Below are 25,640 nucleotides of genomic sequence, written 5' to 3' on the forward strand. Positions count from 1 at the left end.
GACGGTTCAGGTGACGAGCTGGACCGCCTTGCCGCCCGGCGCGGCGGCGTCCTCGACGACGGCGTTCAAGCGATCGGCAAGACCGCTCAATTCCTCGGCCGTGTCCTGGTCGCCGACGTCGATGGACTTAAGGATATGGACGGCAGCGCTCAAAAGTAGCGCATCCTGAATGGTTAGAGGAGAACCCTTAGAGCTAACATTCATTGGGGGACACCTGTTATAAGCACTAGTCCAGAAAGATATAACTACAGGATAGGTGTTATGCCTTCGTTTCCGCACCACTGTCTATTGCAAAGAAGGCATATCCCAATTGTGGTAAATAAGCGGCTTGAAATCGGCCGAAAACTTCAAGTAATTCTTAACACAAGGTTAAGGATGGCTTAACGTTCGATCGCACCAGGCTTGGCAGGACGGGTATAGGCACTTTGTCGGAGGCAAGGGTCGCGGAACGGCCCGCTGCGCCGCCCGGACTGCCGGTCCGGCACGCGCGAGGCCGCCGCGGGCCGTCGTCGCCTCCGGCCCGGCGCCCGATCCTGCAGGCCGGGGCGCCGGCGGTGTGATCCAGGCCATCGACGGCGCGGCGCAGCCTGTGGCAAGCTTTCCTGGACTTCCCGATACGCGAGCCGAGCAGACGCCTGCGCCGAGCCGCCGGTTTCCATGCTAGGCTCGACCTAGCCCGCCGCGGTGGCGGGCGCGGCTTCACGGCAAAGGACGGCAGCATGACCGCGCTCTCGGTCTTCAACCTGGCTCTGGCGGCGCTCTGCGGCGGCCTCGGATGGCTCGCCTACGCCGCCTACGAGGCGCCGCCGGCCGAGCTGCCGACGCAGAACGTGGCCGGCGCCGCGCCGTCCGACGCGGCGGCCGCGCCCGGGTTCCGGCCTTTCCGAATGCCGCCGCAGCGGCGCTTCTCCGAGCTGGTCGAGCGGCCGCCCTTCACCCAGTCGCGCCGTCCGCCGGAGGCCTCGGCCCAGCCCCAGGCCCGCCAGCAGGAAGCGCCGCGCCGGGACCTGAAGCTCACCCTGATCGGGGTCGTCCTCCAGCCCGACCGGCAATATGCCCTGGTGCAGCGCCCCGGCAAGAAGGCGGCGCAGCGCCTGTCCAGGGGCGAGAAGATCGACGGCTGGCAGGTCGAGGGGATTCTGCCCGACCGGGTGGTCCTGAGCCAGGCCAAGGAGGTCGTCGAGCTGAAGCTCAAGGACGCGAAGATCAAGCGGCCGAAGGCCAAGCGGCGGCAGCCGCGCCAGGCCCGCAACGCGGAGGCCAAGGACCGGCGGCCGGCGGCCGCGGCCAATCCCGCCTCGCGACAGAAGCCGCCGGCCCAGGGCGGGCAGCGGCCCGACGCGGAAGAGGCGGACGAGGCGATGCCGGAGGACCTGCGCCGTGCCTTGCAGCAGCAGAGCCAATGATCCGCCGGGACCTGACTGCGGGCTGGCCGGAGTCCTCTCGGGACCGGCGGGCGGCCGGATGACGTTTTGCTGACAGACCTTACGCGGATCCGTCGGCCGGATATTTGACGTGGATTCTCTCTCGCGCTGGTTGCTACACTCTGCGCCAGGAACGCAGGCGAGAGCGCAAGGAGGGGACGCTCGCGTGCCCAAGAAAACCAGAAGGTCCAGAACACCGGGCAGGAGGCGCGGTGGGATCGCCTACGTGACGACCCTGGCGATCTGCGCGACCCTCCTGACGGCCTGCGAGACCGAGCGCGAGCGAGCCGCCTTCTTCGAATCGGCGCGCCAGAAGGCAGCTCTGGTCGACACGGAGCCGACCCAGCCGCCGGGCACCCCCTACGGGCCCAGGGCGGAGCCCGGCACCGCGCGCGAGGTCGCTGGCTTCACCCAGCGGGGCAGCGGACAGCTGGTCCAGACCAGCCTGGCGCCGACGCCGCTGGGCCGGGTCCAGCTCGCCGAGACCGGTGAGGGCGAGTTCACCCTCAACTTCGCGGACGCCGACCTGCGCGAGGTGATCCGCACCATGCTGCAGGACGTGCTGGAGACCAACTACACGGTCGATCCGCGGGTTCAGGGCACGGTGACCCTGCAGACCAGCCGGCCGCTCAGCCGCGACCAGATCCTGCCGACCTTGGAGGAGATCCTGCGCTTGAACGGCGCCGCGCTCGTCGAGAGCAGCGGCCTGTTCCGGGTCGTGCCCATCGAAGAGGCCGGCAAGACGGCGCCGAACCTGTCCTTCGACGACATTCGGGGCCGCGGCCTCAGCGTCCGTGTGATCCCCCTGCGCTTCGTGGCGGCGAGCGAGATCGAGTCCCTGCTCCAGGCCTTCTCCACGGTCGCCGGCGGGCTCACCATCGATTCCGCCCGCAACCTGGTCTTCGTCGCCGGAACCCGGCAGGAGCTGAGCAACCTGACCAACCTGGTCTCGGTGCTGGACGTCGACTGGATGAAGGGCATGTCCTTCTCCCTGAAGCCGCTGAAGTCGACCGGGCCGGATACCATGATCGCCGAGCTGGAGCAGATCCTGCTCGACCCCTCGGGCCCGAACCTGGGGAACCTCTTGCGCTTCGTCCCGATCGAGCGGATGAACGCGGTGCTCATCGTCGCCAAGCAGCCCCGCTACCTGGACGAGGCCCTGCGCTGGATCGAACGGCTCGACCAGGGCGGGATCGACCAGCAGCGGCTCCACGTCTACTACGTGCAGAACCGCCGCGCTTCCGACCTGGCCGAGGTCCTCGGCCAGGTCTTCGGCGTCGAGACCTCGATCCTGGGCGACACCACTTCGTCCCTGGCACCCGGCCTGACCCCGGTCACCCTGGCAACCGAGGGCGCCCCTGAGGGCGGCCCCGAGGCGGAGGCCGCCCCGAGCCCGCCGCCGGTCGGCGGCGGCGCGCCGGCCGCGGGCGGGACCGCTCTTGGCGGCCTGGGCGAGGTGCGGATCATCGCCGACCAGGAAAGCAACTCCCTGGTCACCTTGGCCAGCGCGACCGACTATCGCACCGTCTTGGCCGCGCTCAAGCAGCTCGACATCCTGCCGCTGCAGGTCTTGATCGAGGCGACCATCGCCGAAGTGACCTTGTCGGACGAACTGGACTTCGGCTTGCGCTATTTCTTCCAGGCGGGCGACAGCGAAATCAGCTTCTCGGACTTCGCCGACGGTGCGGTCGGGGCGATCTTCCCCGGTTTCAACTATGTCTTCGCGAACAGCGACGCCACGGTTGCCCTGAACGCCCTGAAGGAGATCACCGACGTCAACGTGCTCTCGGCGCCCTCGATCGTCGTGCTGGACAACCAGACCGGCAAGCTCGAGGTCGGCGACCAGGTGCCGGTCACGACCCGGTCCTCGGTCAGCACCACGGACTCGGACGCGCCCGCGGTCAACGAGGTGGATCAGCGCGACACCGGCGTCATCCTGACCGTGACGCCGCGGGTCAACGCCGGTGGCCTGGTCATCCTCGAGGTGGTGCAGGAGGTCAGCGACGCGGTGGAGACGACGACCTCGAACATCGATTCGCCGACCATCCAGCAGCGCAAGCTGGAGAGCACCATCGCGATCCAGAGCGGGGCGACCGTCGCGCTCGGCGGGTTGGTGCGCGACCGGATCAGCGAAACGACGAGCGGCATCCCGCTTCTGATGGACATTCCGCTCCTCGGCAACGTGTTCAAGACCAGGAGCAACGAGAAGACCCGTGTCGAGCTGCTGGTCCTGCTGCGGCCGAGGGTGATCCGGAATTCCGACGACGCACGGGCGCTGACCGAAGAGCTGCGGACCCGGCTGCCGGGCATCTTCCCGCCGGAAGAGGAGCCGGAGCCGGAGGCGCCCGAGGAAGCCCCGCCGGCCGGCACCTCCTGAAGCAAGGTGATGTGAAGCCAAATCGGCTTCAGGTCAGTATCGGCGCTCCTCGGTATAAGGGGGGCTTGCCTCCGTCGCGCTTTCGGCGGTGGCCTCGGCGCTCCGCGAGCGTCCCTGTTTCCAGCTGAAGACGCGGAACGGCCGGTCCGAGCCGGGGACCAGGGCGACGATGGCCTCGCGCCGGAAACGCGCGCCCGTCTGCGTGAGCGCCTCGCTGGAGATGGAGTAGACCAGGCTGCCGGGGCCGGCCAGGTAGGCTTCGAAGTCCGCGAGCAGAGCGACCAGATCGGGGTCCTCGCCCTGGCGTTGGGCGAGCAGCGCCTCGATCGTCGAGGGGTCGATCTCGGGCAGGGCGCGCAGGGCCGCGGCGGGCGCGGTCAGGGGATCGATGCCGCGCGCTTCGGAATAGACGGTCAGGGCGGGCGCAAGTCGGTCGTAGAGCGACCGGCTGACCCCGATCACCTGCTGGAGTTCCGCGACCGACTCGAAGGGCGCGTCCTTGGCGCCCTGGCTGCGGCCGGCGGCCTCGTAGTCGGCGTCCTCGGCGCCCTGCGGCCTGCGCTCCTTGTCGGGGTCCCGGAAGTCGGCGATCCGGTCGACCAGGACCTCGGGCTGCTCGGCCCCGTTGGCGCGCAGCAGGCCGAGAAGCAGGTCTTCCCGTGCGGCGTTGAGGTCGATCTTCCCGGCCTCGCTTTGGATCGCGATCTGCACGACGCCGTTCTCGAAGGGCCAGAGATAGGGCCGGCCGTCGAAGCGCAGGGCGTCGTTCGCCACCGGGTTGCCGGCGCTGGCCTCGCCGGACGTCGCCTCGGCCGCCTCGTCCAGCGCCGCCAGGATCCCGCTATCGCCGCCGGTCTGCACTTCCTCGAAGCTGTGGTAGAGCGCCAGGACCGCCCGATAGACGCCGGCGTCGGCCAGGGCCCGGGCGCCGGCATTGTCGACCAGGTTGCGGGTGACGCTGGTCTCGGTCCGGATCGTGCCGACGAAGCTGATCGCCATGGCGGCGAGCAGCACGATGACCCAGAGCACGGCGACCAGGGCGATCCCCCGGTTGGCGCGCCATCGCCTCGGCTTTCCCGTCTTCGCCTGCATGGTTCCAGACACCCGCCTTCATCCGACGACCGCGTCCCCCGAAGACTATAGCAGGAAAGGCCCCCGGCGCCGCTATGGCCCAAGGTTGATTACCTTGGCGACAGGCCCCAAGTCCGAAAGGGGAAACGCTCTGGGAGTCGATTCGGCCATGCGCAGCGCTCTCGCTCTCTTGTCTCTCGCTCTCCTGCTCGCAGCGACGGAAGCCCAAGCGGCGGTGGGCAGCCGGGTGCTCGTCCAGGACGACGGCAGCCTCAAGATCAACGGGCGCGTCGTGCACCTCTTCGGGATCTATCTGCCCAAGGGCAACAGGACCTGCGACTCCTCGCTGGTGCCCGTCCGCTGTGCCTCGCGCGCGGCCAAGGCCCTGCGGTTCCGGATCCAGAGCATGATCTACTGCGAGAACGTCAGCAAGAACCGCGACGGCAGTCTCAACGCGGTCTGCCTGACCTCCAGCCGGGGCCAGGTCTTCGAGCCGCGCAGCGATCTGGCCGCCTACCTTCTCGAACGCGGCCTGGCCGTGGCCCTTCCGACGGCGCCCTTCGAATACAAGACGATCGAACGGATCGCCAAGTCGCAGGGTCGCGGCTTCTGGGGTTTCTTCGCCGACAGCATCAATTAGCCCACGCAAAAAAGGGAGGCGGCACTAGCCGGTGCCGCCTCGACAAGAAGCAGGGAGGGCCGACCTCAAGACTTCGGCCGGCACAACGGTGGGATCGTGACCACCGATAGAAACGCAACCACCTGTATCCTAGCAAGGTTTCCTACTCGTAGAAGTGGTATATTTCACTTCCCGGCTCAAAGCCGCGAAAAGCCGCCCGGCGGTCGCGGCGGCCGTTCGAGGCTAGAGCGGGATGACATTAAGCCAATCCGGCTTCATGTCTGAATCCCGCTCTACTTCAACAGTTTAGAGCACGATTCAGATATGAGGTTGCTTCAACCTCATATCATCGTGCTCTAGAGGTGCCGTTCGGGATAGAGTTCCGCCTCGACCCGGTCGAGCAGGCGCAGCAACTCGCCCAGCGCCGTTTCACGCGAGGACGCCGTGGCCGCTTCGGCGCAAGCCGCGTCCTTCGCCGCCGCGGCCTCGGGGGCCGTCCAGGCCCGGATCTTCCGGAGCAGGTCGTCGGGATAGAAGGGCTTCGAGATGTAGTCGTTCATCCCCGCGTCCAGGCAGCGGTCGCGGTCGTCGCTCATGGCGTTCGCCGTCAGGGCGATGATCGGGATGCGGGCGATCTCGCCCTTCAGGCCGCGGATCCGCCGCGACGTGGTCAGGCCGTCCATGATCGGCATCTGCATGTCCATGAGCACGATGTCGTAGGGACGGCTCTCCAAAGCTTCCAGCACCTCCCGGCCGTTGCCGACGCAGTCCGCGTAGTGCCCGGCCTGGGCCAGGACGGTCCGGGCCAGCATGGCGTTAACCTGGTTGTCCTCGGCGACCAGGACGCGGGCGCGCGGCTCGCCGGCGCCGGCAGACTCGCCTTCGCCGTTCTGCCCGGCCGGAGTCACCCGGACCGCCTTGGTCCCGGCCGACGGCAGGGCACAGTCGAGCAGGCTGCTCGGGCGCACCGGCTTGATCAGGCAGCAGCCGTAGCCCAGCTCCCTGGCCTCGGCGGCGTCCAAGCCGGAGTAGTGGGCCGAGAGCACCAGGAAGGGGGGCCGGTCGCCGCTCTGCTCCTGGATCAGGCGGACCAGGTCCTGCCGCTCCTGCTCGTCCAGCGCGTCGCTGATCACCGCCGAGGTGAAGCGGCGACCGGCCGCCCCCGCCGCCGCCAGGGCCTCCCGGGCCGCCGCGGCGCCCTCCACGGCCACGGCGCGGGCGCCGAGGGAGGCCAGCTGCAGGTCGAGGATCCGGCGGCTGACCGGCTGCGGTTCGACGATCAGCGTGCGCTCCTTCTCCAGCGCCGATCGCGCGGCCTTGAAGCGGCATCGATCCACGGCGCCGGTCTCGATCCCGAGCGGGACCCGAAACCAGAAGCGGCTGCCTTCGTCGGGCTCGCTCTCGACGCCGATCTCGCCGCCCATCAGCTCGACCAGCTGCTTGCTGATCGCGAGACCCAGCCCGGAGCCGCCGTGCCGCCGGGTCGAGGAATCGTCGATCCGGGAAAAGCGCTGGAAGAGCTTGTCCATTTCCTCCGGCGGTATGCCCATCCCGCTGTCGGTGACGTCGAAGCGCAGGCAGATGAGGCCGTCGGCGCGCGAAACCGGATCCAGCAAGACCTCGATCGCGACCCCGCCGGCGTCGGTGAACTTTATGGCGTTGTCGGTCAGGTTCATCAGGATCTGCCGCAGGCGTCCGACGTCGCCCGTCAGCTGCGTCGGGATCTCGGGCGACACGAAGACGGCGAAGTCGATCTCCTTGTCCGATGCGCGCTGGCTGAGCAGCTCGGCGACCCCGTCGACGGCGGAGATCAGATTGAAGCTGGCAATCTCGAGCTCGACCTTGCCGGACTCGATCTTCGAGAAGTCGAGGAGGTCGTTGATGAGGTCGAGAAGCTGCTCGCCCGAGCGCCGGGAAACCGAAGCGAAGAGGTGCTGATCCTCGTCCAGCTCGGTGTCGAGCAGAAGGCCGAGCATGCCCAGGACACCGTTCAGCGGCGTCCGGATCTCGTGGCTCATGTTCGCCAGGAAGTCGGACTTCGCCCGGTTGGCCAGCTCGGCCTGCTCCTTTGCCACCCGCTCGGCGCGGCGCAGCTCGACCTCGGCCGTGACGTCGGTCCCGGTGCCGCGGTAGCCCCTGAAAATCCCCTGATCGTCGTAGATCGGCTTGCCGCTGATCTGCCAGTGATGGCTCCTGCCGGAGGCATCGACGTGCTCGTAGCGGAAGTCCTTGAAGGGCTCCCGGGCGTCCAGCTGCCTGAGGTGGGCCTGGACGTAGGGCGTGTCGGGGTTGCTGATGAACTCGCGCCGGGTCTTGCCCAGCAGGCCGGTCGGGTCGAGCCCGGTGATGTCGCTCCAGCGGTCGGACAGATAGACGATGCGCAGCTGGGCGTCCATCTCCCAGAACCAGTCGGAGGCGACGTCGGCGAAGTCCCGGAACCTTTGCTCGCTGGCGCTGAGCGCCCGCTCGGCCAGGCGCCGCTCGGTGACGTCCTGGACCACGCCGAGCAGGGCCTCGACCTTGCCGTGGTCGTCCAGCTCGCAGAGCCCCTGGACCACGACATGGCGCAGGCCGCCGTCCGGCCGCACCAGGCGGAGCTCGAAGCCGAAGCCCTCCTTGTCGGCCAGCGAGCGCTCCAGATGGCGCCGGACCAGCTCGCGGTCGTCGGGATGATAGGCCGCGATGGCGCCGTCGATGGAAGGCTCGAAGCCGTCCGGGTCGAGCCCGTGGATCCGGTAGACCTCGTCGGACCAATAGAGATGGCCGCTGTCGACGGTCCAGCGCCAATGGCCGATGTGCGCCGTCTCCTCGGCCAGGCAGAAGAGCCGGATCTTTTCCTGCAAGGGAAGATCGACCGGGCCCAGAACTGCCCGCTCCTGCGCCATCTTGCTCACGTGAAGGCCCCTGCCATCGGAGTCGGCGGACGGGGCATAGTGACCAAGGCGCCTTAAATTGCGCTTAAGGTACCGACCGCTGCCGTCGCCCCGCAGGCCGAGGCGCGTCAAACGCCTGTCACCGAAGGGACGGCCTTCCTGTCACGCTCCTGTCGCAAACTCTCGGCTCTCCAGAGGACTCGATCAGGAGCGAGCCGATATGTCTGCAGGAAATAAGTTTAACTTCCTATTCTCCCGTCGCCGGTTTCTCACCCAGGCTTCGGCCGGTGCGGGCCTGGCCCTGTCCGGGCTGGTCGCGGCGCCGCGCCTGTCCTTCGCCGCGGCCCGGCCGCGCCTGACCCATGGGCTGCAGAGCGGCGACGTCGGCATGACCTCGGGCGTGATCTGGGCCCGGGCCGACCGACCATCGCGCATGATCGTGGACTACGCGACCACGGAGTCCTTCCGCGACGCCAGGCGGCTGCGCGGCCCCGCGGCGATCAGCACCAGCGATTTCACCGCCAAGATGGAGCTGCGCGACCTGCCCTCCGGCCAGGAGATATTCTACCGGGTCCGATTCCAGGACCTGGCCGACGTCAACGCCGAGAGCGAGCCTCTGGTCGGCCGCTTCCGGACCGCGCCGGCGCAGAAGCGGTCGCTCCGCTTCTGCTGGACCGGCGACACCTGCGGCCAGGGCTGGGGGATCAACGAGGACTGGGGCGGCATGACGGGCTACGAGGCGATGCGCCGCAGCCAGCCGGACTTCCTGATCCACTCCGGCGACACGATCTACGCCGACGGCCCCATCGAGGCCGAGCGCAAGCTGGAGGACGGCACGATCTGGAAGAACGTCGTCACCAAGGAAAAGTCCAAGGTCGCTGAGACCATGACCGAGTTCCGCGGCAACTACCAGTACAACCTGATGGACGCCAACGTGCAGCGCTGCAATGCCGAGGTGCCGGTCCTGGCCCAGTGGGACGACCATGAGACGGTGAACAACTGGTACCCCAACGAGGTCCTCACCGACGACCGCTACAGCGTCAAGAGCGTCGGCCTCCTGGCCGCGCGGGCGAACCGCGCCTTCCTCGAGTACATGCCGATCCGCACCACGGGGATGGACGCCGAGCAGATCCACCGGGTCATCCACTACGGGCCGCTGCTCGACATATTCATGATCGACAAGCGCAGCTTCCGGGCGGACAACGGCCGGAACCGGCAGCCGCAGCCGGGCCCCGAGACGGCCTTCCTGGGGCGGGAGCAGATCGCCTGGCTGAAGCGGGAGCTGCTGGCCAGCAAGGCGACCTGGAAGCTGATCGCTTCGGACATGCCCGTCGGCCTGGTGGTGCGCGACGGCGATGAGAACTTCGAGAACGGTGCCAACGGCGACGGCCAGGTGCTCGGCCGCGAGCACGAGATCGCCGACCTGCTGCGCTTCATCAAGCACAACGACGTCAAGAACACGGTCTGGTTCACCGCCGACGTGCACTACACCGCGGCCCATTTCTACGACCCGGACAAGGCGCAGTTCCAGGACTTCGAGCCCTTCTGGGAATTCGTCTCCGGGCCGATCCACGCCGGATCCTACGGGCCCAACGCGGTCGACAACACCTTTGGCCCGCAGGTGGTCTTCGCTAAGCACCCGCCCGAGGGGAAGAAGAACCTGCCGCCCTCCGACGGCCTGCAGTTCTTCGGCCAGGTCGACATCGACGGCGAGAGCGAGGCCATGACCGTCACCCTCAAGGACATCGCCGAGCAGGACCTCTACAGCGTCACCCTGGAGCCGAAGGTTTAGCGCACTTCCCGATCAGACGCGTTCGCGTCTGGCCGGGAGTAGTGCGCCAATACCTTGAAGTTCCGGCATTACATCCGATCAGATGGATCGCAGAGCGATTCCATCTGATCGGATGATGCCCTAGACACCGGAAGCAGTCATCTTTGCAAGGCTGCAGCCGCCTACGGCCTTACCAGACCGGGCGGCTGCAGCCGGGTCGATGTCGAGGCGTCCGATCGGGTAACAAATGTTCAAGACGGCAGGCGAGCACGGCTGTAGATACAGGCTGTAACGCATGCTCTACCCAGCCGGAGAGCCTTTCATGACCGTTCGACGCATTGTCGCCAACCTCAAGGCGGCGGATCCCAGCTCGGCCCGGGACTTCTATGAGACCCTGCTTGACCTCCAGGTCGTGATGGACCTGGGCTGGATCCTGACCTTTGCGGCCGAGGCGTCGGCACCGCCCCAGATCAGCATCGCCAGCGACGGCGGCTCGGGAACGGACGTTCCTGATCTCTCCATCGAGGTGGACGACTTGGACGAAATCTATCGGCGGGCGATCGCCGCCGGCTACGAGATCGTCTACGAGCTCACCGACGAGCCCTGGGGTGTTCGGCGCTTTTTCGTCCGCGATCCTCTTGGCCGGACCCTGAACATCCTGTCCCATTCGGATTAGGCGCGCCCTCGCCAAGCCGGAGACGGCGGCACGGGGTCCAGGATTGATCGCGGACGGCGGGCGGGGGAGGATGGCCCGCCATGCCGGAGCTGCCCGACATCACCGACTACATCGAGGCCCTGAAGCCGCGGCTGCTCGGCCAGCCCCTGGCCGGGATCCGGCGCAGCAGCCCCTTCCTGCTGCGCAGCGTCGCGCCGCCGCTGGCGGCCTTCACGGACCGCCCGGCGGTCGAGATCCTGCGCCTTGGCAAGCGCATCGCCCTGGGCTTCGAGGGCGACCTCTGGCTGGTCCTGCACCTGATGATCGCCGGCCGTCTGCACTGGAAGGAGGCGGGCGCGGAGATCCCTGGGAAGCGCGGCCTGGCGGCCTTCGATTTCCCGACGGGGACCCTGATCCTGACCGAGGCGGGGTCCAAGAGGCGCGCCTCGCTCCACGCCGAGGCGGGACGCGCGGCCATGCTGGCGCACCATCCCGGCGGGCTGGAGGTCCTGGAGACGACGCTGGCCGACTTCGCCGCCGCCCTGCGGCGGGAGAACCACACCGTGAAGCGCGCCCTGACCGACCAGCGGATCTTCAGCGGCATCGGCAACGCCTATTCGGACGAGATCCTGCACCGGGCGCGGCTCTCGCCGGTCGCCATGACCGCCAAGCTCGGCGATGCCGAGGTCGAGCGGCTCTTCGCCGGGGCCCGGGAGACCCTGAACGCGTGGTGCGACCGCCTGCGCCGGGAGACCGGCGACGGCTTTCCCGGCAAGGTCACCGCCTTTCGGCCCGAGATGGCGGTGCATGGCAAGTTCGGCCAGCCCTGTCCGGTCTGCGGCACGGAAGTCCAGCGGATCCGCCACGCCAGCAACGAGACCAACTACTGCCCGCGCTGCCAGACCGAGGGCCGGATCCTGGCCGACCGCTCGCTTTCCCGCCTGCTCAAGTCCGACTGGCCGCGCAACATCGAAGAGCTGGAGGGCAGGCGCAAGGCGTGACCCGGCGGCCCGGGAGGCCGGCGCGCGCCAGGGTTAACCAAGGCTTCAGGCCGCCGACCTTAGGATCCGGGCCATGCCACACGATCTGCCGTCGCCCGACCTCGGAGTCTTCACCTGCTCGCACGTGATCGAGGAGAGGCAGCCGATCCTCCACGTCTCCCATGACGCCGACGGGGATTGGCAGTTCCTCTGCGGCCAGGATCACCGCGACCTGCCGTCGGAGAGCTGCAGGCTGGTCTGCCTGAAGCACCTTCTGGCGCGCGACGCCTCGCTGGCACCGCTGGTCGGCAAGCTCTGCCGCCACTGGTCGGCCTGGCGCGAGACGCCCGACGCGGCCTGGGAGCTCCAGGACGACCTGGAGACCACCATTCGGGACAACATCGCCGAGTTCGGCTGGCACGTCATGCTGGTCTCGGGGGACGCCGACGGGCCGGGCTTCGGCTATTCGATCGGCCTCTTCGAGGCCTTCGCGCGGCCGGAGATCCTGATCGTCGGCCTCAATGCCGAGCTCATGCACGCCATGATCAACGCGATCGGCGAAGACCTGAAGGCCGGCGCGGTCTTCGAGGCGGAGGGGCGCCACGCCGGGATCATCGACGGTTTCGACTGCGCGATGCGGGCGGTGGCGCCGGCGCACTATCCGGACTACCTCGGCTACGCCCGCTGGTACTACGGCGGCGACGACTTCCCGGTCCTGCACTGCGTCTGGCCCGACAGGGCGGGGCGCTTCCCCTGGGAAGACGGCTTCGATCCGGACTTGCGCGACATCCAGCCGGACCTGCGGTGAGGTGGCGGCGGCGCGCCAGGCGCTGAAGCAGGGCATCGCCCTCCAGAAGGCCGGCCGGCTTCTTGGTGCAGCTCGGGTCTACGCCCGGCTCGTCAAGGAGGATGACCGCAACGCCGACGCCTGGCACCTGCTGGGCACGGTGGAGATCGGCCGCGGCAACTTCGACGCGGCCGAGCGGCTGATCGGCAAGGCCCTGGCGCTGCAGCCGGACAACGCAGTCTTCCATCACAACCTGGCCTACGTGCTGGGCGCCCAGAGCCGGACCGGGGAGGCCGAGGCCGGCTATCGACGGGCCGTCGCGCTGGACCCGGACTACGCCGAAGCGCACTTCAACCTGGCGCAGTCGATCCGGGTCACGCCGGGCGATCCGCTGATCGCCTCGCTGCAGCGCCTGCTGACCAAGCCTCGGCTGTCTCAGTCGGCGCGCTGCTTTCTGGGCTTTGCGGCCGGCAAGGTCTACGACGACCTGGGCGACTGCGACCGCGCCTTCGGGCACTACCTGGAGGGCAACCGGGCCAAGGGCGCCCGGCCCAACCCGGCCTACGGCGGCGCCTACCTCGAGCGCATCCTCGCGGTCTGCGATCGCGCGCTCCTGGCCACCCGGCCGCGGGGCGGCGGGGGCCGCGCCACCCCGGTCTTCATCGTCGGGATGCCGCGCTCGGGGACCTCGCTGGCCGAGCAGGTCCTGGCCAGCCACCCCGCGGTCTTCGGCGCGGGCGAGCTGCCCTACCTCGACCGCATCGCCGAGGCGCTCGGCGGCCGCTGCCCGGGCGACGCGGTCTATCCGGAGTGCCTGCCCGCTGTGCCGCGGCCGGTCCTGGAGGGCTTCGCCGAGAGCTATCGCAAGGAGAGCCTGGCCCCGGCCGCCGGCGCGGCGGTCGTCACAGACAAGGCGCCGCTGAACTTCCGCCACCTGGGCCTGATTGCCCTGCTGTTTCCCGAAGCGCGGATCGTGCACTGCCGCCGCGATGCCCTGGACACCTGCCTGTCCTGCTTCTTCCAGAACTTCGCCAGGGGCCAGGAGTACAGCTTCGATCTCGCCGCGCTCGGCCGCTTCTACCGGGACTATCGCAGGATGATGGCGGCCTGGGCCGAGGTCCTGCCGCTCGAGATCTTCGACCTCGACTACGAGGACCTCGTCGGCGACCTCGAGGGCGTCGGCCGCCGGCTCCTGGCCTTCTGCGGGCTGGACTGGCATCCGGACTGCGCGCGCTTCTTCGAGACCCGGCGCCCGGTCCTGACGGCCAGCCGGATGCAGGTGCGCCGGCCGCTCTACGCCTCCTCGATCGGCAAGTGGCGGCGCTACGCGCACCACCTGGGCCCGCTGATCGAAGCCCTCGGCCCCTACGCCAAAGGGCAGTGATATCGGCCAGGAGTCGAGTTTCTCATACCCCACATAGTGACTTCGGGGTAAACCAAATTAGCTATTTAATTTCAGACGCTTAGCATTGTCTCCATAACCGATTTTTCAGGCTTGCCACCCTAGCTTGACCGTCTGGTCGCTCGGGACCGCCGGCCCTCCGGGCGACGGGCGGTCCGGCGCGAAAAGAGTCCAAGAATCGGGTGAAGCCGTCCCATGTCTACGGGCCTCGTCGCCGTCCTGTCGGTCTTGCTGGCAGTCGTGTTGCTGGAGCGCCTGGCGGCCCGGCGGAAGGCGGCGGAACGGACGACTCAGCTGCCCCGGCTCGCCCTGGAGGACGCCGCGGTCGCGGTTCTGTGGATCGATCCCGCCGGCCGGCTGCTCTACGCCAATCGCCGTGCCTGCGAAAGCCTGGGCTACGATCGCGACGAACTGCTCTCGAAGACCATTCACGACCTCGATCCGACGCTGGGCGCCGAACGCTGGCAGGCGCGCTGGCAAAGCCTGACCGACCAAGGCTCGCTGCGCTTCGAGGCCAACCACAGGCGTCGCGACGGCACGATCCTGCCCGTCGAAATCGGCGCGAACCTGGTCGACCCCGGCGGCCAGCGCTACGCCTGCGCCTTTCTGCGCGACCTCACCGCCCTGAAGTCGGCCCAGGCGGCGCTGCGCCGGGCCAAGGACATCGCGGCCTCGGCCAGGTCCGCGAACGACGCGAAGTCCATGTTCCTGGCCAACGTGAGCCACGAGCTGCGGACCCCGCTGACCTCGATCATCGGCTTCTCGGAGGTCCTGCTGCAGGAGCGCTACGGCGCGCTCGGCAGCCGCGAGTACCGGCAGTTCGCCGAAAGCATCCGCGAGAGCGGCGGCGATCTGCTGGGCCTGATCAACGACATCCTCGACATCTCCAAGATCGAGGCGGGACGCATGGAGCTCTGCGAGGAGGACGCGGAGCTCGCCCACGTCGTCCAGGCCTGCCTGAGGCTGATCGGACAGCGCGCCCAGGATGCCGGGCTGACGGTCGTCGATGAGGTGCCGTCGGATCTGCCGCGGGTCTGCGTCGACGTCCGGCTGCTGAAGCAGATCCTGCTCAACCTCCTGTCCAATGCCATCAAGTTCACCCCGGAGGGTGGCAGCGTGACCCTGGCCGCAGGTCGCGAAGCCGACGGCGGCCTCTGGCTCTCGGTCCAGGACAGCGGCATCGGCATCGCCCGCCAGCACCACGAGCTGGTCTTCGAGCCCTTCGAGCAGGTCGACAACGTCAGATCGCGGCGCTACCCCGGGACCGGCCTGGGCCTGCCCATCGCAAAAAAGATCGTCGAGCTGCACGGCGGCAGGGTCGCGCTGGAGAGCGAACTCGCGGAGGGGACCAAGATCACCCTGCGCCTGCCTGCCGCGCGTGTCCTCGGCCCGAGAGCGCCGGCCCAGACCGAAGCCGCCAATATTCGCCGCCTGTCGTGAGGCCGACTCCTGGTAAACGGTTGGTTACTATATAAGTATAGAAGAAATACCTGTGTGACATTACCTGTGACGAAAACATTTATTAACAGATTCCGGGCAGTATTCATAAGTCTGTCTGTTTGGATATCGGGAAGGGATGGCGTTCATGTCGCACCTCAAGAATTTCGTCAGGGACGAATCCGGCGCGACCTCCATGGAATACGCCTTTATTGCTGCCCTGATCGGTCTCGCCATCGTCGGTGGACTGACGACGCTCGGCACCTCGGTCGACAGCGCTTTCCAGGGCTTCGCCACGCACCTCAGCACAAACACCCCCTGATCGACGCGGGAGACACTCCCCAGGGCGGGGCCTGCGCCCTGGAGAGCAGCCCGGCCGGAGCGTCGGCGATCAAGACAGGCCTCGATGGATCGGCAAGAGACCTGGCCCTGAGCGGCCGAGGTCTCTTCGTCTTTCCGGGGGTGGCTTCTCCGAGGCGGCCGTCCCGCTGATACTAAGGAGCCTGGAGCTTCGGCGGCTCCCGCCGGCGATCCGACCTCGGCGTCCGCGGGCATACGCCGTCCGCGCGGCCGCCCGCGGGATCGCGGCTCCGAGAGGCGTGCGCCGCGGCGGCGCGGCGCCTACCAGCGAAGGATCAGGTAGCCGTTGCGGACTTCGTAGCTCTCCAGGCGGGACAGGAAGCTCATGCCCAGGAGCGAGATCGACATCGGCGCATCGTTGACGATGGCATCGACGTCCTCCAGGTAGATCTCCTCGATCCGCAGGTCGCGGAGCCGGACCGGCGCGGCCCGGCCGTAGCCGTTGGCGGTCTTGGTGCGGATCGTGTAGTTCAGTTCGTCGAAGTTGATGCCGATCGCGTCGGCGGCCTCGTGGTTGAGGAAGATGCCGCTGGCACCGGTGTCGACCAGGAAGGGCACCTCGGCGCCGTCGATCATCACGTCAAGGTAGTAATGGCCGTCCCGGGACACCGGGATGCTCATCTCGTTGCCGCTGTATTGCATGGGCGCTTCGCTGCGGGCCACGGCCGCGGTCTGCGGCGCCCTGTCGGCCGCCGGTCCGCTCCAGTCCTGCTTCGCGAGGAAACTGGCCCCGAAGACCACGAAACCGACCAGGAACACCGTCCTGATGGACCACCAGAGCATCGCTCTTCCCCCCTGTGCTGCTGCGAACGGCAGTGGAGGCTCAAGTATCCCGCGCTTCGTATAAGGCTCTGTTAACGGGCGGAAGAGGAATTTATTCCTGAATCTGTCGGCCCGCCCCGCGAGGCCCCGGACCGGTCACGCGGTTCCATGCGGTGCCGCCAGATACCGGCGGATCCGGCGCCGTCAGCGGTGCCGGTTCTGCGAGGGCTGCGCCAGGGCGGGCAGGTTCACCTCCGGCGGCGCGGTCAGGGTTTGGAGATCCTCGCGCGAGCTCTGGTGCTCGAACTCGAGGGGCCTCTCGGCCTCCGCCGGCACCTTCGGCGGCAGCTTGGGCTGCGGCGCGGCGTAGAACTTCTTCTCGCGCTGCTCGAGGCTCGGCTGGAAGGGCTTGCCCATCATCAGGGGCTGGCCCTTGCTTTCGGCCTCGCGCTTGGCGCCGTGCATCTGCTTCGCCAGCTGCTTGTCCCAGGGCAGGACGTAGGCCCGGGGCTCGGTCACGCCTTCCATTTCCAGCCAGACGTAGATCGCCTCGCCTTCCTTCATGCGGGTGCCGAGGACCTGGGCCTGCTTGGCCTGGCGGTGCAGCCATTCCAGATCGGCCGGCTTCGGCCGGCTCAGCAGATCGGTCATGGTGAAGTAGGCGACGGGCAGGAAGAAGGCCAGGGTGCAGAGCGCGGTGCACTTCAGCCAGACCTTGCGCGGTGTCCAGATGGCGATGCTGCCCAGGATGCCGGCCAGCACCGTGACGCCGGCGAAGAACGGAAGCAGCTCGTTCATCACGACCTCGCGGCGCGCAGCGGCTTTGGCAGGTCGTGAACGCTGCCGGGCAGAAGATAGCCTTCCCGGTCCAGCGAGAAGCGGAAGGCGGTCAGCTCCTCGCCGTCGCGCCGCAGCGTCACCTGGGTGTTGAGGATCTGGCGCGCCGCCTCCTTGGGGTTGCGCTTGATGCTGACCACGATCGACACCGGCAGCGGGAAGATGCCCTCGTTGTTGCGGTACATGTGGACGTTGACCGTGTACTCGCCGGCCGGCACGCCGCGGCTGTAGGAGACCTCGTAGTTCAGGTTGGTGACGTCGGCCTGGCGGCCGAGGTCGTCGCGCAGCAGGTTGAAGATCTGGCCGCCCTTGTTGGAATAGCCGACCGGCACGTCGCCGGGCGCCTCGACCCAGAGGTCGACGTCGGCGTCGACGCTGTCGGACCAGCGCAGCTCGACGATCACGTTGCCCGGGCTGTCGATGCTCTCCTTGGCCTTGGCCGGCGGGTTGAGGTGCGGCAGCAGCAGAATCACCATCGCCACGAAGCCGGCGAGGGCGAGCAGGATCACGTCACGGAAGACGGTGTCCGTGCCCTCCTCGTCGTCGAAGAAATCAAGATTCGGCATGGTGTTCACCGAATTCGATCAAGCCGGTGATCAGCTTCGCGGTGCCGCCGGCCAGGAGCCGGTAGTTGGCCATGAGCCAGAGGTTGAGGATCGCGCCGACCAGGGTGGTGTAGAGCGCGGTCGACATGCCCGCGACCAGGGTCGAGACCATGGGCGAGACCGATTCGATGTCGGAGGCCTTCTCCGGATCGACGCCGGACAGGGCGATGATGAAGCCGACCACCGTGCCGACCAGGCCGAGCAGGACCAGGCTGCCGGCGATGTGCCGGATGCCCGAAATGCGCTGGCTCAGCTTGATCCGCATCGCGGCGGAGAGGATCGCGCGGCTGCCGTCGCTGCGGCCGCGGACCTGCGCCAGGTAGGCGGCGGCCTTGGAGGGCACCAGGGGATCGAAATCGTGCAACAGGTTCAGCTCGCGGCTGGTCTGCCAGACCCGAAGGGCGCAGAACACCAGGCCGACCAGAAAGACGAGGAAGATGATCGCGCAAAGGCGGGTCTGGTCGGCCATCGTCACCATCTCGACGAAGCCCTGGAACCAGGCCGCGCCCAGAAGGGCGAAGGCGATGATGTTCAGTAGCGTGAAGCGGAACAGCAGGAGGAACTGGAAAGGCGTCTGCTCGTTGGGCCGGAACTGGGACATGATCCAGGCCAGCTGGCGATTGCCGGCGAATTGATCGCTGCCGTGGAGTTCGGCGCCTGCGGTCAGGCCATGTGCCTCTCTAGCGGCTGGGGCGGTCGGTCCCATCTGCGCTCTCCTCGTGTCGTCAAGCCCTCGGGCGGGCGGGCGGCGACGGGCTCTTGCCGTCGGGAGAGTCTCGCATTCCTGCGATTCCGCCGGGCGCCTTCGCCCTGGACAATGCCGCAGTCTATGTCCTTAAGGTTAACGCAGGCTTTACGGCCCGGAGGCCGGCTCAGCGCTCGTCGAAGGCGTTGTCCAGCGAGCGGTAGACCGGCTTCAGCAGGTACTCCAGCAGGGTCTTGCCGCCGGTGTTGATCCGGGCGTCGACCACCATGCCCGGCAGGATCAGGTTGCGCTCGGGTTGATTGCCGACATGGTTCTTGTCCAGGGAGATCGTCGCCTTGTAGTAGGGCTCGCCGTTCTCGTCCTGGAAGGTCGAGGCCGAGACCTGGGTCACGGTGCCCGGGATCGTGCCGTAGCGGACCGTGTCGTAGGTGCTGATGCTGACCTCGGCCTTCTGGTCGACCCGGATGTGTCCGACGTCGCGGGGCGAGAGCCGGACCTCGGCGACCATGACGTCGTCGATCGGCACGATCTCCATCAGGATCTCGCCGGGCGCGATTACGCTGCCCAGGGTGCGGGTGTTCAGGCCTTTGACCCGGCCCCGCACCGGCGCCTTGATGTCGAGCCGGACCACCCGGTCCTCCAGCTTGGCCAGCAGCTCGGTCACCTGCGCCAGCTCGGCGCTGACCGTGCCCATCTCGTCGAGGGCCTCGTTGCGCAGGCGCGCTTCAAGCTCGGCCAGGCTGCTCCTGGCCTCGGCCTTGGCCTCGCGGGCCCGGGCCTGCTCGCCGACGACTGCGGCCAGGTCGCCGCGGGCCTTGCTGAGGTTGCGCTTGGTCTCGAGGTAGACGACGCGCGACACCAGGCCCTTCTTCAGCAGCTGGTCGCGCATGCCGACCTCTTCCTCGACGATCTCGACCTGGGCCTCGAGGCTGGCCCGTTGCTCGCCCAGGGCGTCGATCTCGGCCTGGCGCTGGTCGATCCGGGACAGCAGGACCTCGCGCTGGCTGTCGCGGGTCCGCCGCTGCATCTCGAGGATCGCCTCCTGGTCGCGGATCAGGGCCGGGAAGGTCTCGCCCGAGGTAAAGTCCGGCGCGCTGTCGAGGACGAAGGCGCGCAGCCGCTCGGCTCGGACCGCGAGGGCCGCCTGGCGCGCCCTGAGCTGCTCGAGCTCGCCCTCGGCGGCGGCGCGTTCGAGCAGGACGAGCACCTCGTCGGCCTCGACCAGCTGGCCCTCGGAGACCCGGAGGTCGGAGACGATGCCGCCCTCCAGGTGCTGCACGACGTGGACCGAGCCGGCCGGCATGACCTGGCCGTCGCCGACCGCGGTTTCCTGGACCTCGGTGACGCCGGCCAGGACCAGGAAGCCGCCGACCAGGACGCTGAGGGTGATCAGGAGCTGCCGCAGCAGGCGCGGCGGTCCGGCCTCCTCGAGCAGCAGGGGCTGGGAGAGGAAGCGCACGGTGCGCTGGCGGCCCCGCGACTTGGCGTCGTCGTCTTTTTTCGGAAGCATCAGGGGAGCGTTCATGCCGCGGCAGCCTCCTGCATCTTTGCAAGCACAGCCTCGGGATGCCCGGCCAGGGCGACCATGCCGGAATCGAGCACGATCAAGCGGTCGGCCAGGCGCATGTGACTGGGGCGCTGGGTGACGATGAAGACGGTCGCCCGGCCGCGCAGCTGCTGCAGCTTGCGCATCAGCGCGGTGTCGCCGGCGGCGTCGAGGTGATAGGCGGGCTCGTCGAGGAGGTAGATCGAGGCCTGGGTGACGTAGGCCCGGGCCAGGATGATCTTCTGCTTCAGGCCGCGCGGCAGCTGGCGCTGCAGGCGGTCGGTCAGGCGGGTCTCGAAGCCCTCGGGCAGCGAGAGGATGTCCTCCAGCAGGCCGGCATCGAGGGCGGCCTGGGCCAGTTCGGCGTCGCTGGCGGTCGGATTGGCCAGGCGCAGGTTCTGGGCGATCGTGCCGTGGAAGAGGTGGCAGGTCTGCGGGACGTAGCCGATCGAGGTGCGCAGCTCGCCGACGTCGAGCTGCCGCAGGTCGATGCCGTCGATCATCACCGCGCCGGCCTGGGGCTGGTAGAGGCCGGCGATCAGCTTGAGGACCGAGGACTTGCCGACGCCGTTGGCGCCAGCCACGGCGACCATCTCGCCGGGCTTGACCGTGAAGTTGATGCCGAAGAGGGCCGGCTCGGAATCGGCGGTGTAGCGCAGGCTGGCCCGGCGGAAGGCGACCTCGCCCTTGAAGCTGCGCAGGCCCGAGCCGATCCGGCCCGGCTCCCGCTCGAGCTTGAGGCGCATCAGCTGGTTCATCTGCTTCAGGCCGAGCTTGACCTGCTCCAGCCGGGTCAGGCTGAGAAAGCCGACCTGCAGCGGCGACAGCACCCGCCAGACCAGGGCCATGGTGGCGATCAGGGCACCGACGGTCATCGCCCCGTCCAGCACCTGCAAGGTTCCGAGGGTCGCGGTGGCGATGCCGGCTGCGAACATCAGGGTCTGGGACAGGGTCTGCACGAAGACCGAGATCCGGCTGGTCCGGAAGTTGGCGAGCGCGGCCTTGGCGCCGATCTCCCGGTAGCGGCCGCTCCAGGTCCGCTCCAGGGCGCACTGCTTGATCGCCCGCATGTTCGAGATCATCTCGATGGCGAAGGACTGGCGCCGGGCCCGGGCCTCGCCGGACTCCGCCACGGCGCCGCGCATGCTGGGCAGGATGGCGAGCGCGGCGCAGAGGAAGACCGCGGTCAGGATGATCGGGATCCAGGCCAGGGGACCGGCGATGAGGCCGATCACGGCGACGAAGATCACCAGGAAGGGCAGCTCCAGGAAGACCCCGGCCAGGGGTCCGGTGAAGAACTCGCGCACGGATTCGAACTGCCTGAGGCGCGAGACCTGGGCGCCGATCGTGGCACGCTCGGTCATGACGATGGGCAGGTGCAGGATCTGTTGCAGCGCCGCGGCGCCGAGGATCACGTCGATGCGCGCTCCGACGTAGGCCAAGACGCGGGCCCGGAGGAACCGCAGGGCGGCGTCTATGGCCAGGGCCAGAAGGACCCCTAAGAACAGGAAGCCAAGGGTCGAGAGCGACCGGCTCGGGATGACCCGGTCATAGACCGTCATGATGAACAGCGGCACGGCGAGGGCCAGGACGCTGTTGAGGAAGGTGATCCCCAGCATCTGCAGGACCAGGCCGCGGAAGCGCTGCGCGACCGACCGAAACCAGTCGTCCTGCGGCCGGCGCTCGGCCTCGCCGTCGGAGTCCCGTGCCGAGACGAAGTAGGCGGTGCCCGCCATCGGCAGGGCGGCCTGGAAGCCGGTCTCGGCGGTCGCGGCGTCGAAGGCCCGGAAGCCGCCGTCGGCTTCTTCGAGCAGCACCTTGGCCGCGCCGTCATCCGGCACGAAGAGGCAGGGCAGCAGCCGAGGATCCAGGTGGTCGAGGCTGAGCTCGGCCGGCCGGGTGACGTAGTTCAGGTTGGCCAGGACGTTGAGCAGGTCGACGATGTCGAGGCTGTCGGCGAAGTGCGGCATGGCCTCCGCGAGCTGCCGCGGGTTGCCGTGCCAGCCCAGGGCCGAGAGCAGCGGCATGAGGCAGGCGGCGATGTCCGAGATCGCCCGGAACTCCCCCAGCTCGCCGCTCTGCAGGATCTGCTCCAGGCGATCGTGGCGCTGCCTCTGGGCGCCCCCGGTGCTGGCTGGGACCAGGGCGCCCATCAGGCCGATGCCTCCTCTTGCGGCGCCTGCGGCTCGGCCTTGAGCTTGAGCCGGCTGTCCTGAAGCAGGAACTGCCGGTCGGCCAGAGCGAGCAGCGAGGGACGATGGCTCACCAGGATGACGGTGGCCGCGCCCTTGAGGCTGGCGATCGCGGTCTTGAGCGTGTCGTCGCTGCGCCGGTCGAGCCCGGAGTTGGCCTCGTCGAAGAGCACCACCTTCGGCGTGCCGGCCAGGGCGCGGGCCATGGCGATGCCTTGCTGCAGGCCGGTCGGCAGGGCTTCGAAGGCGCCTTCGCCGACCTTGGTCTCGTAGCCGGCCGGCAGGCGGTTGATCGCCTCGTCGAGGCGCAGCAGGCGGGCGGCTTCCAGCGCCTGGTTGATCTTCCCGGGCCCGGCGAAGGACGTCAGGTTGTCCATGATCGTGCCCTTGAACAGGACCGCGCTCTGCGGCAGGTAGGCGACCTGCTCGCGCAGCGAATGCGGGTCCAGATCGCGGATGTCCTGGCCGTCGAAGCAGACCTCCCCCTCGGTCGGCTTCAGGGCGTTGAGGATCAGCATCAGCAGGGTCGACTTGCCGCTTCCGGTGTCGCCGCTGACGCCGATCACCTCGCCGGCGCCGATCGAGAGGTTGACGTCGCGGAACAGAGGCGGCGCACCCGGATAGCCGAAGGTCAGGTTCCTGAGCTCGATCGCGCCGCGGATCTCGCCGGCCGGCGCCGCGTCGGCCTCGGCTTCCGGATCCATGTCGAAGATCTGCTGCAGGCGCTCGCGGGCGACGCTGATGTTCTGGAACTGGGTCCAGAGCGACAGCGCGCGCAGGGGCGGCTGGACCGAGCGCCCGGCGAGCAGGGTGCAGGCGGCCAGGCCGCCGATGCTCAGCTGGCCGTCGATCACCAGGATCGCGCCCAAGGCGCCGACGCCGACCATGGTCAGGTTGGAGAAGCCGGCACCCAGGCCTTGCGCCAGGTTGCTGAAAAAGGTGGTGTCGTAGGTGCTGGCCGCGCTGCTCTCCTGAAGCCGGTCGTAGCGGCGCTGCATCTGCGCTTCCATCGCCAGGCCCTTGACCGTGTTGATACCGGTCAGCACCTCGATGATGAAGCTGTAGCGGCGGTCGTCCAGCGTGGCCCGGGTCTCCAGGGCCAGCTTCAGCTGCCGCCCGACCAGCAGGGCGGCCCCGGCCAGCAGGACCAGCGCCAGCATTGGCACCAGGACCAGAAAGCCGCCGATGAAGGCGACCAGACCGAGGAAGAGCAGGACGAAGGGCAGGTCGACGACCAGGATCTTGGCCTGTCCGGAAAGAAAGTCCCGCAGGGTGTCGACGGCGTTCAGACGGTCCAGGTGGACGCCGGGCGCCTCGCGCTCGAAGCTGCCGATGTCGCAGGACACCAGGCGGTCGACCGCGCGGCAGCCGGCGATCTGCTCGAACTGCGCGGCATGCCAGCCCAGGATGTTGGCGCGCGCCACCCGCAGCACGCCGTCGATCACCAGGGCGGCGACCAGGCCCAGCATCAGGATCAGCAGGGTGTCGGTCGCGGTGTTCGGAATGATGCGGTCGTAGATCTGCAGCAGGACCGCGGGCAAGGCCAGCGAGAGCACGTTGATGGTCAGCGACGCCGCCGTCACGCCGCGCGAGGGCCGCGGCAGGTTCTCGAGCTCGCTGGCCGAGGGTGACCAGCGGCCGCTCTTCGCGAGCTCGGAAAGGAGGGTGGTCGGCGACGACACGAAGGCTCCAATTGCAGACGCCACGGCCAGGTCTGGTGGCCCGGTCCGCTGAGACATTTCTCCGAACAAACCCCTTATGATTTAAAGATTATTACTTGCTGTTTGGTTAATTGGCGGAATCCCTGGGGATGCAGGGGGATCGCCACGCTCGGGAGCGACTTGGCCCGCCGTCGGACGTCGGGCAGATCCGTTATCCTCCAAGACGCAAAATACAGGTAAAGGATTTAAAATATAGATACAGAAACAGATTTACGGTTGTGACGATTTACAGAGATTTATTCTTGTCATTGCCAGTGCCGAGGGGCAGCGCCAGCACCACGGCCAGGCCCAGGCAGACCAGGACCAGGGCCAGGATCTCGGCCGGCCCGACCGCCTCGCCCAGCAGCAGCGCGCTGGCGAAGACGCCGACCACCGGGATCGCCAGGGTCCCGATCGCGGCGATGGCGGCCGGGAACAACCCGATCAGCTTGAACCAGGCCCAGTGGCAGAAGATCATCGGGAAGGCGATGGTGTAGACCAGGGCGGCCTGGGCTCCGGGGCTCAGGAGTCCCGGGTCGGGGACACCGTCGAGCAGGAGCGCGCCCAGGGCCACCGGCAGGCCGCCGGCAAGCAGCTGCCAGCCGGTCAGGACGATGGTCGGGGCGGTCCAGGCGAAGCGCTTGAACAGCAGGCTGCCCAGCGCCCAGGAGAAGGCGGCGCAGAGCACCAGCAGCGATCCCAGCGGGGCGGTCCCCAGGGCCGCGATCTCCGGCCCGATCAGGCTGGCCAGGCCGGCGAGCCCGAGGCCGAGGCCCAGGACCTTGCGCCGGGTCAGGGCCTCGCCGAGCAGGGGAACGGCGATCAGGGAGGCCCAAAGCGGCATGGTGAAGGCGATGATCACCGCCCGGCCGGCCGGAATCAGGCCGACGCCGTAGGCGGTCAGCATGTGCCAGCCGGTGATCGCGAAGACCGCGCAGAGCAGCAGCGGCCCGCGCTCGCGCCGGGGCACCCGGAGGCCGAGGCCGGAGAGTCGCGCGATCGCCAGCAGGGCGCAGCCGGCGGGCAGCAAGCAGAGCAGGCGGAAGCCCCAGGGCGAGAGCTCGCCCAGGACGATCTTCATGGCCGGCCAGTTGCTGCCCCAGAACAGGGTCAGGGCGGCCAGCAGCAGGAAGCCGGCCGGGGGCAGGTCGCCCGGGCCGGGCTTCGCCGCCCCCGGGCCTGCCGGCGCCTCGCCCGGCTGCGCGTCAGGCATCCGATCCAGACCGGCGCGCGGCGCAGCGGGTCAGGACCGCCTGCTTCTCGGCCGCGGAGAGGATCGGCCAGTCACGGATCTCGTCGACGTGGCGGAAGCAGCCGATGCAAAGGTCGTTGGCGTCGTCCAGCTGGCAGACCGCAATGCAGGGCGAGGGGACCGAGGTGTCCGGCTGCGCCCGGCGCGCCCTGCGCCGGCGCCGCCTTTCGCTGCGCGCGTCCTCTATCGCGGTCATGCCGACTCCCTCGCCACCTCTCCCTTCGGGCCGCGGCATCATAGGGACTCGCCGCGCGGCGTCCAGCGGCAAGAGCGACGGTGCCGGT

At 68.4% G+C, this 25,640-nt stretch carries 22 protein-coding genes; 10 read left to right on the plus strand and 12 right to left on the minus strand.

Features of this window, described 5'->3' with window-relative positions; translation table 11 throughout:
• Positions 1-6: 6 nt before the first annotated feature.
• Complete coding sequence (locus QNJ30_14115) at positions 7-153, minus strand: hypothetical protein (protein ID MDJ0944596.1); 147 nt, start codon at positions 151-153, stop codon at positions 7-9.
• A gap of 566 nt (positions 154-719) precedes the next feature.
• Here QNJ30_14115 and QNJ30_14120 point away from each other — a divergent pair.
• Together QNJ30_14120 and gspD are read left to right on the plus strand one after the other, a co-directional pair.
• Positions 720-1,406: a type II secretion system protein N gene (locus QNJ30_14120; protein ID MDJ0944597.1), complete on the plus strand. Its 687-nt coding sequence runs from the start codon at positions 720-722 to the stop codon at positions 1,404-1,406.
• A gap of 184 nt (positions 1,407-1,590) precedes the next feature.
• Positions 1,591-3,801 carry a type II secretion system secretin GspD gene (gspD, locus tag QNJ30_14125; GenBank protein MDJ0944598.1) on the plus strand — a complete coding sequence of 737 codons (2,211 nt, stop codon included), beginning with the start codon at positions 1,591-1,593 and terminating at the stop codon, positions 3,799-3,801.
• A 33-nt stretch (positions 3,802-3,834) separates the two neighbouring features.
• Here the strand turns inward: gspD and QNJ30_14130 are convergent, their stop codons facing one another.
• Positions 3,835-4,893: a type II secretion system protein GspK gene (locus QNJ30_14130; GenBank protein ID MDJ0944599.1), complete on the minus strand. Its 1,059-nt coding sequence runs from the start codon at positions 4,891-4,893 to the stop codon at positions 3,835-3,837.
• Positions 4,894-5,041: 148 nt separating this feature from the next.
• Between QNJ30_14130 and QNJ30_14135 the strand changes: the two genes are divergently transcribed.
• The gene (locus QNJ30_14135; protein MDJ0944600.1) at positions 5,042-5,512 is read left to right on the plus strand and encodes a hypothetical protein; all 471 of its coding nucleotides are present in this window, start codon (positions 5,042-5,044) and stop codon (positions 5,510-5,512) included.
• A 335-nt stretch (positions 5,513-5,847) separates the two neighbouring features.
• Here QNJ30_14135 and QNJ30_14140 read toward each other — a convergent pair whose 3' ends face one another.
• A complete protein-coding gene (locus QNJ30_14140) occupies positions 5,848-8,376 on the minus strand; it encodes a response regulator (protein ID MDJ0944601.1) in 2,529 nt (842 codons plus the stop codon).
• A 208-nt stretch (positions 8,377-8,584) separates the two neighbouring features.
• Between QNJ30_14140 and QNJ30_14145 the strand changes: the two genes are divergently transcribed.
• The 7 genes from QNJ30_14145 to QNJ30_14175 all read left to right on the plus strand — a co-directional run bounded on the left by QNJ30_14145 (position 8,585) and on the right by QNJ30_14175 (position 15,718).
• Positions 8,585-10,156, plus strand: coding sequence for an alkaline phosphatase D family protein (locus QNJ30_14145; GenBank protein ID MDJ0944602.1), 1,572 nt, complete (start codon positions 8,585-8,587; stop codon positions 10,154-10,156).
• 301 nt (positions 10,157-10,457) lie between these two features.
• The gene (locus QNJ30_14150) at positions 10,458-10,811 is read left to right on the plus strand and encodes a VOC family protein (protein ID MDJ0944603.1); all 354 of its coding nucleotides are present in this window, start codon (positions 10,458-10,460) and stop codon (positions 10,809-10,811) included.
• An 80-nt stretch (positions 10,812-10,891) separates the two neighbouring features.
• Positions 10,892-11,791, plus strand: a complete 900-nt coding sequence (locus tag QNJ30_14155) for a zinc finger domain-containing protein (GenBank protein ID MDJ0944604.1) — start codon at positions 10,892-10,894, stop codon at positions 11,789-11,791.
• Between the two features lie 73 nt (positions 11,792-11,864).
• Positions 11,865-12,578 (plus strand): DUF4262 domain-containing protein, encoded by a 714-nt coding sequence (locus QNJ30_14160; GenBank protein ID MDJ0944605.1) that lies wholly within the window; start codon positions 11,865-11,867, stop codon positions 12,576-12,578.
• Position 12,579: 1 nt separating this feature from the next.
• Positions 12,580-13,941, plus strand: coding sequence for a sulfotransferase (locus tag QNJ30_14165; protein ID MDJ0944606.1), 1,362 nt, complete (start codon positions 12,580-12,582; stop codon positions 13,939-13,941).
• Between the two features lie 213 nt (positions 13,942-14,154).
• Complete coding sequence (locus tag QNJ30_14170) at positions 14,155-15,399, plus strand: ATP-binding protein (GenBank protein MDJ0944607.1); 1,245 nt, start codon at positions 14,155-14,157, stop codon at positions 15,397-15,399.
• A 145-nt stretch (positions 15,400-15,544) separates the two neighbouring features.
• Positions 15,545-15,718, plus strand: coding sequence for a Flp family type IVb pilin (locus QNJ30_14175; GenBank protein MDJ0944608.1), 174 nt, complete (start codon positions 15,545-15,547; stop codon positions 15,716-15,718).
• A 299-nt stretch (positions 15,719-16,017) separates the two neighbouring features.
• Here the strand turns inward: QNJ30_14175 and QNJ30_14180 are convergent, their stop codons facing one another.
• The 9 genes from QNJ30_14180 to QNJ30_14220 form a co-directional block, all read right to left on the minus strand.
• A complete protein-coding gene (locus QNJ30_14180) occupies positions 16,018-16,539 on the minus strand; it encodes a TIGR02281 family clan AA aspartic protease (protein ID MDJ0944609.1) in 522 nt (173 codons plus the stop codon).
• Between the two features lie 183 nt (positions 16,540-16,722).
• On the minus strand, positions 16,723-17,316 hold the full coding sequence (locus QNJ30_14185; GenBank protein ID MDJ0944610.1) for a hypothetical protein: 594 nt from the start codon (positions 17,314-17,316) through the stop codon (positions 16,723-16,725).
• On the minus strand, positions 17,316-17,921 hold the full coding sequence (locus tag QNJ30_14190; GenBank protein MDJ0944611.1) for a hypothetical protein: 606 nt from the start codon (positions 17,919-17,921) through the stop codon (positions 17,316-17,318). The genes QNJ30_14185 and QNJ30_14190 overlap by 1 nt, the downstream gene beginning before the upstream one ends.
• On the minus strand, positions 17,908-18,666 hold the full coding sequence (locus QNJ30_14195) for a MotA/TolQ/ExbB proton channel family protein (GenBank protein ID MDJ0944612.1): 759 nt from the start codon (positions 18,664-18,666) through the stop codon (positions 17,908-17,910). Before QNJ30_14195 ends, QNJ30_14190 begins: the two co-directional genes overlap by 14 nt.
• A 166-nt stretch (positions 18,667-18,832) precedes the next feature.
• Positions 18,833-20,191, minus strand: a complete 1,359-nt coding sequence (locus QNJ30_14200; protein MDJ0944613.1) for an HlyD family type I secretion periplasmic adaptor subunit — start codon at positions 20,189-20,191, stop codon at positions 18,833-18,835.
• Entirely contained in the window at positions 20,188-22,365 is a 2,178-nt protein-coding gene (locus tag QNJ30_14205; GenBank protein ID MDJ0944614.1) for an ATP-binding cassette domain-containing protein, read from the minus strand. Before QNJ30_14205 ends, QNJ30_14200 begins: the two co-directional genes overlap by 4 nt.
• Entirely contained in the window at positions 22,365-24,086 is a 1,722-nt protein-coding gene (locus tag QNJ30_14210; GenBank protein ID MDJ0944615.1) for an ABC transporter transmembrane domain-containing protein, read from the minus strand. Before QNJ30_14210 ends, QNJ30_14205 begins: the two co-directional genes overlap by 1 nt.
• Before the next feature lie 265 nt (positions 24,087-24,351).
• Entirely contained in the window at positions 24,352-25,317 is a 966-nt protein-coding gene (locus QNJ30_14215) for a DMT family transporter (GenBank protein ID MDJ0944616.1), read from the minus strand.
• Positions 25,310-25,552 (minus strand): DUF1289 domain-containing protein, encoded by a 243-nt coding sequence (locus tag QNJ30_14220; protein ID MDJ0944617.1) that lies wholly within the window; start codon positions 25,550-25,552, stop codon positions 25,310-25,312. Before QNJ30_14220 ends, QNJ30_14215 begins: the two co-directional genes overlap by 8 nt.
• Between the last annotated feature and the right edge of the window lie 88 nt (positions 25,553-25,640).

The organism is Kiloniellales bacterium, assembly GCA_030066685.1.
GTDB lineage: Bacteria > Pseudomonadota > Alphaproteobacteria > Kiloniellales > JAKSBE01 > JAKSBE01.